At 62.3% G+C, this 12,425-nt stretch carries 11 protein-coding genes; 9 read left to right on the top strand and 2 right to left on the bottom strand.

Translation table 11 applies throughout. The features are described from left to right. The first annotated feature begins 34 nt into the window (after positions 1-34). From M1D32_RS11065 to M1D32_RS11030, 8 genes are all read left to right on the top strand, one after another. On the top strand, positions 35-2,773 hold the full coding sequence (locus M1D32_RS11065) for a LuxR C-terminal-related transcriptional regulator (RefSeq protein ID WP_458778736.1): 2,739 nt from the start codon (positions 35-37) through the stop codon (positions 2,771-2,773). Positions 2,774-2,906: 133 nt separating this feature from the next. After that, on the top strand, positions 2,907-3,593 hold the full coding sequence (locus tag M1D32_RS11060; RefSeq protein WP_458778735.1) for a hypothetical protein: 687 nt from the start codon (positions 2,907-2,909) through the stop codon (positions 3,591-3,593). A 21-nt stretch (positions 3,594-3,614) separates the two neighbouring features. Further along, the gene (locus M1D32_RS11055) at positions 3,615-4,331 is read left to right on the top strand and encodes a DUF2306 domain-containing protein (protein ID WP_458778734.1); all 717 of its coding nucleotides are present in this window, start codon (positions 3,615-3,617) and stop codon (positions 4,329-4,331) included. After that, complete coding sequence (locus M1D32_RS11050) at positions 4,328-4,585, top strand: hypothetical protein (protein ID WP_458778733.1); 258 nt, start codon at positions 4,328-4,330, stop codon at positions 4,583-4,585. Before M1D32_RS11055 ends, M1D32_RS11050 begins: the two co-directional genes overlap by 4 nt. 96 nt (positions 4,586-4,681) lie before the next feature. Continuing rightward, entirely contained in the window at positions 4,682-5,149 is a 468-nt protein-coding gene (locus tag M1D32_RS11045) for a hypothetical protein (RefSeq protein ID WP_458778732.1), read from the top strand. A 156-nt stretch (positions 5,150-5,305) separates the two neighbouring features. After that, positions 5,306-5,902 (top strand): hypothetical protein, encoded by a 597-nt coding sequence (locus tag M1D32_RS11040; protein WP_458778731.1) that lies wholly within the window; start codon positions 5,306-5,308, stop codon positions 5,900-5,902. Positions 5,903-6,606: 704 nt separating this feature from the next. After that, entirely contained in the window at positions 6,607-7,248 is a 642-nt protein-coding gene (locus M1D32_RS11035) for a hypothetical protein (RefSeq protein WP_458778730.1), read from the top strand. A gap of 329 nt (positions 7,249-7,577) precedes the next feature. Beyond that, positions 7,578-8,570 carry an alpha/beta fold hydrolase gene (locus M1D32_RS11030; RefSeq protein WP_458778729.1) on the top strand — a complete coding sequence of 331 codons (993 nt, stop codon included), beginning with the start codon at positions 7,578-7,580 and terminating at the stop codon, positions 8,568-8,570. 508 nt (positions 8,571-9,078) lie between these two features. Here the strand turns inward: M1D32_RS11030 and M1D32_RS11025 are convergent. After that, positions 9,079-9,666 (bottom strand): cupin domain-containing protein, encoded by a 588-nt coding sequence (locus tag M1D32_RS11025; protein ID WP_458778728.1) that lies wholly within the window; start codon positions 9,664-9,666, stop codon positions 9,079-9,081. A 340-nt stretch (positions 9,667-10,006) separates the two neighbouring features. Next, positions 10,007-10,813 (bottom strand): cyclase family protein, encoded by an 807-nt coding sequence (locus tag M1D32_RS11020; RefSeq protein WP_458778727.1) that lies wholly within the window; start codon positions 10,811-10,813, stop codon positions 10,007-10,009. Positions 10,814-11,076: 263 nt separating this feature from the next. Here M1D32_RS11020 and M1D32_RS11015 point away from each other — a divergent pair, with 263 nt between their 5' ends. Beyond that, the gene (locus M1D32_RS11015; RefSeq protein WP_458778726.1) at positions 11,077-12,411 is read left to right on the top strand and encodes an MFS transporter; all 1,335 of its coding nucleotides are present in this window, start codon (positions 11,077-11,079) and stop codon (positions 12,409-12,411) included. Positions 12,412-12,425: the final 14 nt, after the last annotated feature.

The following is a 12,425-nucleotide window of genomic DNA, read 5'->3' as shown; positions in this document are numbered from 1 at the left end:
CACAGCACCAGCTGGCGGCCGTATAGTTCACCCAATGGCGATGAGCATGCTTGCCACGAAGTTCCATGTCCCGGCCCCGCGGCGCCACGCCGTCGCCCGGCCCAGGCTTGTCGATCCACTGCTCTCCGACCCGCATGAGGGTCGGAAGCTCACGTTGATTTGCGCCCCAGCGGGCTTCGGCAAAACGACTCTGCTGAGCCAGTGGGTACGGCACGTGCGGGCAGCGGAGCCCGAGGTGCGGGTTGCCTGGTTGACCTTGGACGCGGGCGACAACGACCCTGCCCGTTTCCTGGCCCATCTCCTTGCCGGGATGCATGGCACGGATGGATCCCTCGGGTCAGGTGCTCAAGCGCTGCTCGACGCTACCCCGGCCGGGGCAGCGGAACCGGTTCTGGTAACACTCATCAACGACGTCGCCCGGGCCGAAACGTCCTTCATCATCGTCCTCGACGACTACCACGCGATCGAAGCGCACCCTGTTCATGACGCTGTAGCGTTCCTGCTCGATCATTCGCCGCACCAACTGCACCTGGCCATCGCAAGCCGCTCTGACCCCCCGCTTCCTTTGTCCCGTTTACGGGCCCGGGATCAGGTGGCTGAACTGCGTGCAGCCGATCTTCGTTTTTCGGCCCAGGAGGCAGGGGCTTTCCTGAATGAGTGCATGGGGCTGAGCCTTTCCGCAGAGGACATTTCCTCCCTCCAAGCCCGGACGGAAGGATGGGCGGCCGGCCTGCAATTGGCGGCGCTGTCCCTGCGCGGGCACGCGGACGTGCCGGGCTTCATCCACGCTTTCACCGGCAGCAACCGCTTCATCCTGGATTACCTGGTCGAGGAGGTATTGCAGCGCCAGCCTGACCACGTGCGGAGCTTCCTGATGCACACCGCCATCCTTGACCGCCTCTCGGGTCCACTGTGCGAGGCGGTCACCGGCCAAGGTGACAGCAGTGCTTTGCTTGAGCACCTGGAGAGGGCGAATCTGTTTGTTGTCGCATTGGACGACCGGAGGCAGTGGTATCGCTACCACCACCTCTTTGCCGAAGTACTCCGGGCCTGTGCCGGGCACGAGGAACCTGAGCTCCAACAGTCGCTGCACGGGCGCGCCAGCGAGTGGTACCAGCACCACGACCTCCTGGAGGACGCCCTGAAGCATGCGCTGGCGGCAGGGGACTTCGAAAGGGCGGGGGCGCTGTTGGAGGCGCTGATGCCGGCCCTCCGAAGGAACCGGCATGATGCGACCCTGCGCGGTTGGTTGAGCTCCCTTCCCGACTTTACCGTTCGCGGGAACCCGGTGTTGAGCGTGTTTTACGCCTGGATGATGCTCACAGCCGGTGACCTTGACGCCGTCGAACAGCGTCTCAATGACGCTGAAAGGGGACTCGCGGAGACTTCCCGGGATGGGGAACGGATGCGTGATCTCGTCAATGGGCTGAATGCCGGAAGCGAAGAGTTCCGTTCCGTGCCGGTGACCATTGCCGTGTACCGGGCAGCGCTGGCGCAGGCAGTGGGGGATGTAGCAGGGACCGCCGCCCATGCCCGGCGCGCGCTGGAGTTGTGCGGGCCGGGTGATCATCTGTCGCGGGCAGCGGCGGCGGGGTTCCTCGGGCTGGCCGCGTGGGCGCACGGCGATCTCGACACGGCAGTGCCCATCTTCGCCGACGTGGCCCCGAACCTGCATGCTGCAGGAAACATCGCCGACGAACTGGCCAGCACCATGGTCTTGGCGGACATGTGGATGGCCAGGGGTAGCCTGCATCAGGCCCGGCGTCTTCTAGAGCAAGCTCTTACCGCCGCGGACTCTGCAGGCCTATCCGCTGGACCGCCAACTGCTGACCTCCATGTGGGAATCAGCGCCCTGCACTGCGAGGCCGGGGCGCTTGCTGCTGCGAAAGAACATCTGGAGGCGGGGATCGCGCTCGGTGAGTCGGCGTCGCTGCCGGAGAACCGGTACCGCCGCTTCGTGGTGATGTCACGCCTTGAGTACCTGTCCGGCGATCCTGTCCGTGCCATCGGGCTGCTGGAGGTGGCCGAGCGGCGTTACCTTCGGGGGTTCTTTCCCGACGTCCGGCCCATCCCTGCGATGAAGGCGCGGATGTGGATCGGGCAAGGGGCGCTGCGGGAAGCCTCGGACTGGGCCCGGGCACGGAACCTTACCGCCGGTGACGAGCTGAGCTACCTGCGGGAATTCGAGCACCTCACCCTCGCCCGCCTGCTCATCGCCCAGCACGATGCAGACCCATCCAACGGTTCCCTCGATGACACCTTCAATCTACTGGAGCGGTTGCTTCAGGCTGCCCTGACCGCCGGGCGCGGTGGCAGCGTCAACGAGATCCTCGTACTCAAGGCAAGGGCCTACCAGGCACAGGGCAGTGTGGATTTGGCGCTCGAGGCCCTGGAACGGGCACTCGAACGCACCGAAGCCGAAGGTCACGTTCGGTTGTTCCTGGATGAAGGCGCGCCCATGATCGCATTGCTGCGCAGGGCCGCCGTCGAGCGTATCTGTCCCGGAAAAGTAAGCCAACTGCTCCACGCCGACACCGGGGACACCTCCGCTGCCACGGCCCCCGGGGCGGACGCCCTCAATTTCCAGCTCAGTGAGCGGGAAGTCCAGGTGCTCCGGCTGCTCGACTCTTCCCTGAGCGGGCCGGAAGTTGCCCGGCAGTTGTTCGTCTCACTTAACACCCTCAGGACCCATACCCGGCACATCTTCGAAAAGCTCCAGGTGAGCAACCGGGCAGAGGCAGTCCGCCGCGCCCGCGAGCACGGGCTCCTCTAAGACGAAGTAATCCCCGTCGAAAATCACCACCCCGATCACCAGATGTGGTGATGCTGTGACACCACACCCAATCGTAGCTTTGGAACCGTACGAGGCACCTGCCGCGGACCAACCAGCGCAAGGGAGCGCGGAAATGACCATCACCCCGTCCAAACTCAGCGGAGCTGCCGGCTTCGCCGCCATAGCCGCAGGGCTGCTGTACGGATCGATACAGTTCGTCCACCCGGCGGAGGAAATCGCGAACATCCCCGGCAGCACCTGGGCCATCGTGCACTACCTGACCATGGCGATGGGCGTCCTCGGCCTCGCCGGTATAACCGGAATATACCTTCAGCAGGTGAAGGAGACAGGCCTGCCGGGGCTGTCCGGCTTCCTTCTGCTCGCCTTGTTCTACCTGACCACCACAGCGCACACCTACGTGGAAGCCTTCGTCCTGCCGCCCCTGGCCGAGCAGGCTCCACACGTTGCAACCGACATCCTGGGCATCTTCAGCGGCGCAGCGGCGGACGGGAGCCTGGGCCCTCTGGAGGGGATCAGCACCTTCGCCTTCGCGGTTTACTTCCTAGGCGGGCTGACCTTTGGCATCGCCGTCTTCCGCGCCCGGATCCTCGCCCGCTCGGCGGGGATCCTGCTCGCCCTGGGATCAGTCGCTACCGCCCTGCTTCCGTTGTTTCCCCACGCGGTAGGACGCTTCGCCGCCCTTCCCGTAGGTATCGCCGTGGCCTGGCTCGGATACTCACTGATCAGCACCCGCCAAGCAGCTTCGGCGCCGGCTGCCGGGACCGTCGTCCCGGGTCATGGCCGCGCTGTAGCCAAGTGACAATCAGAAACGGGATATGTGATGGACAGCAAGCAAAGGGCAGGGGCAGCCCCTGCACCAAGCCGCAGGCCAGAACAACGTCCAACAGCCCATGCCGGGCTCCTCATCACCAGCCTGATCGCACTGGGTCTCGTTCCCATCCTCGCGAACACCCTAAGGCGCATCGCACTGTCCCTCGGCACCGCGCACGGGTCCACCGATAACGGAAGCCATGATTTGCCTGTCCCGGTAGCCGTCCACGTCCTCACCGCTACCATCTTTGTGATTCTCGGGGCATTCCAGTTCTCGCCGAGGTTCCGGCGCCGTAAGCCAGGCTGGCACCGGATAGCCGGGCGGGTTCTGGTCGTGACGGGGATGCTGGTGGCCTTGTCCGGTCTTTGGCTGAACCAGTTCAATTCCTTCCCGGCCCAGTCAGGGGAACTGCTGTATGTATTCCGTTGGCTGGCCGGTCTGGGAATGGCGCTCTGCATCGTTATTGGCTTCACCGCTATCCGCCGCCAGGACGTTCCGCGGCACCGGCAGTGGATGGTCCGCGCCTACGCCGTGGGGCTGGGCGCGGGCACCCAGGTATTCACCCTGGGCTTCGGCGAGGCGATCTTTGGGAAGACCGCACTCCACAATGCGCTTCTCAACGGGGCCGGCTGGATGATCAACCTTGCCGTCGCCGAATGGGCCATCCGCCGACCAAGGCCGTGGGACCAGGCTGGCCGTAACACGCCGAAGGCTCGCGTACCGTGACCGGCCACTTACTCCACCGGCAAGAACCCGGCCACTATGAGCTCCGGGTCGAAGGGCACCTCGATGATCACTGGGTGGAATGGTTCGAGCACTTCGAACTCACCCGGGGAAGTGACGGTACGACAGCCTTCCGCGGCCCGGTAGCGGACCAGGCCGCACTGCACAGCCTCCTCACCAAGGTCCGTGACCTGGGCATGGTCCTCATCTCCGTACGAATGATCAGCGCCCCGACCGGCCCGGGCGGCGATCGCTAACAAACCGCCGTGTAGCAGTTTTAGAAACAAACCACTGCTGCCTCGCGGATTGAACGTCCCCCAGTTTTCGGGACAATTGAACAAGGGAGCCTGAAAATGTCATTACCGGCAACGTCCAAGCCCAGCCCAAAGACCGTGCCCGGAGCGGGGGAGGAGCTATCCCTGCCGCGTCTGTACCTTTTGCGCGCCGGCTACCTGATGATGGCGCTCGGCCTGGCGATCACGCGATGGCCCCTGCTGATCGGGCACGACGCATCCTGGCCGCTGATGGACGGGGTCGTGGTGTGCATGCTCGTCGCCCAGTCCCTGCTGTTCTTCCTCGGTGTCCGCTACCCGGTGAAGCTGATCCCGATCCTGCTGTTCGAAATGACATGGAAGGTCATCTGGCTCAGCACCGTGGCTTCGCCCCTGTGGCTCGCTGGCGAGCTCAACGGCCCCACCGCCACTGTCGCGATCAACTGCTCCCTTGTCGTAATCGTCCTGATCATCCTTCCCTGGCCATACCTGGTCCGCCAGTACGTGACCGGACACGGTAACCGCTGGCTGCCTGAGGATCGCGGCTGACCTTGTCCGAATCGCACAGCTGGCAGAGACAGGCAGCCCTCAAAGAGCCGTAAAACCTATACTTAGCTCGCACGAGCAGGAGCTCAGTCAAGGCAGAGAAGACAGCAACAGGCGGACCCCGCACTGTTCCGGACCGCCCTAACCACGAGGACGCACATGACAGACCTTGCCCAAGGCATCGAGCAGTTCACCGTGACACAGAAACTCACCCTGATGGTGAACCGCTACGAAATACGTTCCGTGGCCGGCGATGGGCAACCAGGGCAGATGCTCGCCGTCGCCCAGCAGAAGCGGGCCGCTTTCAAGGAGCAGGTTACCTTCTACCAGGACGAGTCAAGGACCCTAGCGCTTTTCTCCTTCAAGGCCCGGCAACGCCTCGATCTCGGCGCCACATACGACGTGCTGGACGCAAATGGACAATTGCTCGGAAGCTTCCGGAAAGACTTTGGCAAGTCCCTGCTGCGGTCGACCTGGCATCTCGAAGCGTCGGGAATCAAAGTCACCGGAAGTGAACGCAGCCTCGGGGTCGCCATCAGCCGGCGCATATGGGAAGCGACACCCCTGGGAGACGCGATCCCTTCGCCGTTCCGCTTCCACTTCGACTTTATCGACGCAAACGGAGAAGTGCTCATGACATCAGAACGGGGACGGTCCCTGCGCGACCGCTACCTCATCACTCTTCCTGGCGCCCGACTTGACGGCCGGGTTGCAGCGGCGATGGCAGTGGCACTGGATGCTCTCCAGTCTCGATAGAGCGGCCAAAACGTTAGGAAAACGCGGTGCAGCCCTGTCATGGGTGACGGAAGCTGTCACGGATCAGGAAATTTGGTTGACCGAAACGAGGAGTGGGAGCCCGGCGCGCCTTACAGCGATTTAATCGGCCTTGGTCAGGTCGGTCATTTCGGCGCCGAATTTCCATAGCTGTGCCGACGCCGCCTGGTCGTAGCTGGCGTTGGATGATCGGCGAAGCTTGCATCGGGCGAAGAAGCGTTCACTGACATTTGTGAGGGCAGGGGCCGGAGGCCAGATGGATTGTGGTTTTGGCGCCTTGGTCTGTCCGCCCTGGCAGTAGATGGTGTCGACGAGTTCCTGGGTGGTGCGGGTTTGGGGGTTGTTGGGCAGGTGCCATTTCGCCCGGTGCGTCCGGGTGTTCGCTCAAGAGGACGAGGCCTTCACCGATGCCCAGGGACAGGGCGAAGCTGAAGGGGAAGTTAGCGACGAGTATGGTGGCGAATCGCCATCATTCACTGCGGAGGCGGTCGGGCAGAAAGCCCAGAAGAAAGTACACGACGCCGGTCAATCGGGAGAAGTAGGGCCAATCACCTCATCAATCACCACAAGTGGTGACGCCAGGTCACTAAGTGCCCGCGTAGCTTCAAGTTATCCCGGCAGCCACGGACATGAGGCCTCCTTCAACACTCGTTATTCGCGCAGAACCCTCTAGATATGAGCTCCAAATGTCATCCAAAATCGAAGTACTCCTACCTTCAGCACTCATCAGGATCTTTGCCTTCGCCGGATTTATCTCAGCAGCAATTTTGCTGGTCAACGCGGCAAAGAGAGCAGGGATCATTCCCACATCATCTTTCACCCAGCTCGCTGCACCGGTTGCTCAAATCGCTGCCATCGGACTGGTGATCGGGATGTATCTGTTGGTTTCCCGCAATACCGGGGCGCTCGCATCCTCAGGTGCCGTTATCTCCGGAACGTCGCTGGCCGGCCTCGTTGGGGTTGAGTTCGTCCTCAACCTCGTCTTTCCCTACATTGGCCAAGATGTAGTTGCCGTCCTGCGTTCAGGTCCCTTGGGTATCGCGCTCACAGTTGTATCGATGCTCTTCCTGCTCGGTACCGTGATCTTCATGCTCGCGCTGTGGCGCACTTCAACCGTGCCCAAAGGCGCCATAATCCTCTACACGGCGAGTTCACTTCCCATCGCCCTGCGAACGGTGTTTCCGGAAACCGTGCTGCAGTTGGGGCTGGTTGGTTTGGCCGTAGCCGCCGCTTTCCTTGCAACCTGGATGCTGCGCAACATTCCTCGTACGACGGCAGCGAACGGGGTCGCAGCTAAGGTGCCGCCAGCAGCAGTGACTGCACCCTAAGCAGCCGTAACTGGCCGAAGGGCGGCCCCGCTGACGCTTTGCGGCCGGCGGGGCGCGTCCAGATGTTACTAGAACATCTGAGAAAGCCGCCACCAGCATTCTTTCAAACGCCGTTTGACCTTCCGTCAAGCGGCCCAGTGATCCTCAGGCTCATACGTTTGAGTTCTACGGTGGCCAAGGGCTTATCGTGCCATTCGCACCTGTCCAGCCACCCCACTTCTTCATTTGCTTAGCGGAGGGTGCCCGAGTCCTAAGGGGGCTGGGGATCGAATAACCGCTGCAATCAACTAATGCCGGCTATTGGCCCGGCTCCTGTGCTAGGAGTAGCAATGAGTTCGCTTACAGACCATACAAAACGTCGCTTGCCATTCCGTCGCACGCGCAAAATACTTGGCGTTGTCGCTATCACTGCGTTGGGCATAACGCTTGCATCCACAGGGGCCAACGCGTTCCTGGAACAGCAGGAGAGGTCGAGCACTGCCCAGTACGGTGAACTAGTGGAGGTCGCGGGAGGCTCGCTGAACGTCGCTCGGGCTGGCACCAAAGGCGGGCAGCCCCTGGTCCTGCTCAGCGGTCTAGGCACGATAGCTCCGGCGCTGGACTTCGCCCCTTTGATCAGGGAACTCGTTGCTTACGACGTCATCGTCGTCGAGCGCTTCGGGTACGGCTACAGCGACATGAGCGCACGTGATCGGACCGTGGAGAACATCAACACTGAGCTCCACGAGGCCCTCTCCTCACTCGACATCGGTAAGCCATACGTTTTGGCCGGACATTCGATCGCGGGCTTCTACACACTCGACTATGCGAACCGGTACCCGGGCGAAGTATCCGCCGTTATCGGGATCGACCCCACCGTGCCCACCACCGAGATGGAGAAGCACTCTGCGGCTGGCGGCGGCATCAATATCATCGGAATCCTGTCCACAGTTGGCCTGGTCCGAACATTGGTCTCGGTTGCTCCCGGCGCGGTAGATCCGACAAGCGACGACTTCACCACAACTGAATTGGAACGCATGCGACAAATGACAATCTGGGACTACGGCAACGCGGCGGTCGCCGACGAAAGCGCCCGAGTCGCCAGCAATGCCGCAGCACTCCGGGGAGTGACCTACCCGGAGAACATGCCCGTTCTTCACTTCCTCGCCAGTGACAGCGTGATCACTTTTCCCGACTGGCTCGAGTCGCACCAGAACCAACTTAAGAGCGTCAACCGCCACGAAATCGTCGAACTCCAGGGCCTGCATAACCTGCACTGGACGCAGTCAGCGGCCATGGCTAAGAAGATCACACAATTCCTTCAGGGCAGCGCCCCATCTTAGGCGCAGTTCACTCCCTTCAGGTGCGGTCACTTGGAGGAAAGCGGACAACGGGCGGACAGTAACCCCTTTGGGGCCGCTCCCGCGACCGCCGAACCAGCCCACCTTGAAAGGTTGTGCGGCGGTTCAGTGAATGCCCTACGAAATCGGCGGACGATGTTTCGCTGCAAGGACGGCGAGGTCGCGGATAAGCCGCTGGACCTCGTGTTCCCGGCCATTGCAGAGGGAAGCCTGCTGAACTGCACGCGGCCTTACCGAAGGCTTCTTGGGCGGGGCAGGAACGGGAGGGGCCGCGGAACGTGTTTCCTTTGCCTCACGTGAAGTGCCGGTCATGCTCATACGTCCCCCCGACGTAGCTGATTCTGTTGGCTGGTATAGGGACACTCTAGGAAGCCTGGGGGGACAGGCGGAAGCGAATTTGTCCATCCTTGTGATGAATTGCGTAGATCTTGAGGATTCGTTCCGTCGGCGGCGGATGCCCCAGCAGGCGGCCCGTATGGAGCTGTTCGGCTCAGGCCATCCCGCCCATTTCTGCTGGTCTGGCTAGATTGAAGCGCTGAATGAGAAGGGGGAGAGACTCGAAGTCCATTTGGAGCCCATACTTTGCGTTCGCTTCAGCCACAGTGGCAAGGTCAGGGGGCGCGTCGTCAGGGAAACAATTGGCGATCTCTTGAAAGTAATGTTCAAAACCCGCAGGCGAAACGATTTCCAGAACTTTCGCCGGTTCGTCACTGGCGTTCCAGAAGGTGTGCCATTGGTTTCGGGGCTTCAGTACGAGCTCACCGGGCCCGGCGTAAAAGACCTCTTCGCCCAAGAGGAAGCCAATACGCCCCTTGGCGACAAGGGTGAACTCATCCTCGCGGCTGTGCATATGAAGAGGTGCCGCAAGCTCTCTCGGAGCTACCAAGTGTTCGACAAGCGTGAAGTTGGCATCTGTTGATTCTGCCCCGAGAACAGTGCGTGCCGTCATAGCCTCGTTAAAGCGGATCAGGTGTCCCTCATCCTGACTAACAGGTCCATAGTTGCCAAGTGCCGTGCGGTCTATGTTCCGCATGCAGGTTAACAGAGGGAAGAGCAGGAACCCCGATAGTTGCGCCATCCAAAAGGGAGGGGACGACCCATAGGGCAATGGCCCGTGGCGTCCGACCAGCGGCATGAGGAACTGGCGGGCCAGCTGCGGTCCCGTTGAAGACTTACACCATCGGTGCCGCTGACTGCGTAACGGCCCGACAGAGAGCCACGACGCTCAACGCTGGCCCTTGAGCGTTCCGAATCCCGGCTTTGGTGGCTGTCAGTACTTCGGTCAACTCATAACCAGCATGAGTGCATTCCACCCGGAAAGCCAGCCCGGCTTACCGTATCCACCGCCATCAATCGCTGGGATTCCTTCGTCCGCACCCGTCCCCAGGCTTGATTCATTTATCCGGAACTCCGCCTGGTCAGGCGTCAACCAGGGCGAAGACGCGGGCTGGGCTGCCGGTTCCACCCACAATCGGCAAGGGGGCGACGATGAGCGCTGCACCGGCGGGTGGCAGCTTCGCCAGGTTCCGCAGCGACGTGAGGCCGTACTTGTCGTTTCCCAGCAGGAAGTGATGGGCCGGGAATGGCGGCTGCTGCCCGGCGGCGGCACCGGCGTCAATGCCCACCGTTTCCACGCCAACTCCGGACAATAGGGATTGTTCGCCGATCCACTGGGCGCATTCGACAGTAAAACCGGGCGAGTGGGGGTTGCCCTGTTCGTCCTTGTTAAGGAAGCTTTCACGGCCCTGGGAACGGGTGTCCCAGCCCGTCCGCACCAGAAGCCAGCCGTTCTCCGGCAGGTATCCGTGCTCCGACTCCCACGCGCGGATATGGTGGACATCCACCAAGAAATCGGGGTCCGCGGCGGCCTCCGCGGTGATGTCCAGAACAACCGCGGGGCCCAGCAGGCGGGCCGGGTCAATCTGCGCGACGTCCTTGCCGTTCCGCCCGGTCGCCCAGTGAATCGGGGCGTCCAGATGCGTGCCGATGTGCTCGCCGGTGTGGATGTTGTGGTGCTTCCAATAGGGGCCCGGCTCGTTGTACGCGGAGACCTCCTCCAGCGAGAAATCGATGAGATTGGCAAACGGCGCCGGCAATTCAAGGGTGGGGGTGGCCGCGGAGAGCGGGGTGGTAAGGTCCACCACTTCAGTCCGTCCGGCGGCCATATCAGCGAGCAGGATCGCCAGCCCTGCCTGGCGTACGTCATTTACAGCGCTTGGTTCCATGAGAGCTCCTAAATTTTCACCCGCGGGGGAGGCCTGCGGGGATGGGTGACTGCCCGCGGCGTACACCTCAGGGCCAATGGCTGCGACGTTAGCACCACGCTGCCGGGGTCCGGAATACCTGCTGCTCCGTCTCCGGCCGGCATACCCGAACACGCATAGACCCTGGCGGTTTAGGCATTCGACGGCCACCGGTCCGGGAGGGAGACTGAAATCAATAGACGTAATCCGCGTCACACTCACCTACTTCGGCACTAGGAGCAACAATGTCCCACCCCAAGACCACATTGCCGGGTCAACGTCCCGGCGTCCGCCGGTACGTTGTTGCCTCGCTCGTGGGCAATGCGCTCGAGTGGTACGACTTCTTCCTGTACGCAACGGCATCGGCAGTGGTTTTCGGCCGCTTGTTCTTCCCCGCCGACACGGACCCTTTGGTGGGCACCATGGCCGCTTTCGCGGGTTTCGCCGTCGGTTTCGCCGCCCGCCCGCTGGGCGGAATCCTCTTCGGCCACATCGGTGACAAGCTGGGGCGCAAGCACTCATTGGTCCTGACACTGACCATCATGGGCATCAGCACCGCGCTGATGGGCGTGCTGCCCACTTACGCGCAGGTGGGGCTGTTGGCACCGGCGCTCCTCATCGTCCTCCGCATCCTGCAGGGCATCGCGGCCGGCGGCGAATGGGGTGGCGGCGTCTTGCTGATCAGCGAAAACGCCAACACTTCACGCCGGGGCATGCTCTCGGCATTCAGCCAGGGTGGAATCTCGCTCGGCTTCGTGCTGTCGTCCCTGGCATTCTTCCTGGTCCAGTTGATGCCTGAGCCCGAGTTCCTGGCGTGGGGATGGCGGCTGCCGTTCCTCGTGAGTGTGGTCCTGCTGGCTGTCGGCGCCTACATTCGTTTCAAGCTCCCCGAAGCAAAAGAGTTCACTGAAGTCCGCGAGAGCCGTTCCGAGCACCGGGTTCCCGCACTGGACGCCTTGCGGGCCCATCCCCGCGAAATCCTCATTGCCATGGGCCTGCGCGTCGCTGAAAACGGCGGCTCGTACATCTTCCTCTCCTTCTCCATCGTCTATGGCGTCCACGTTGGTGTGGATAAGGGCCTGCTGCTGTTGGCCGTGGCCGTGTCGATGCTGGTGTCTTTCGGCACCTACATCTTCTTCGGATACCTCTCCGACAGGATCGGCCGGCGCCCCGTGTACGCCTTTGGTGCCGTTGGCATGGGCGTCATGGCCTTCCCCTTCTTTGCCATGATCGACGCCAACACCCCTGCGGTGGTGATCCTTGCCTTCCTCATCGCCAACGGCGTCTGCCACGGAGCCATGATAGGAACGCAGCCGGCCTTCTTCCATGAGCTGTTCTCCGCCGAAGTCCGGTACTCCGGGATGGCGATTGCCCACGAAATCGCTGCCGTATTCGCCGGCGGCGTAGCCCCCTTGATTGCCACTGCCCTCCTGCTGAACTTCAACTCCTCCACACCGGTGTCGCTGTACCTGATCGGCATGGTCCTGGTGACCCTGATTGCCGTAGCGGCCGCCGGCCGGAGGACGCGAGAGGACCAGCGCCACGTGGCGGGACAGACGACGGCTGAAACCGTCTCTTAGAGGAGGCAAATCCC

The organism is Arthrobacter sp. D3-16 (assembly GCF_054408515.1).
Note: the sequence above shows the minus strand (reverse complement) of the source record. Positions and strands in the feature narration are given on the sequence as shown.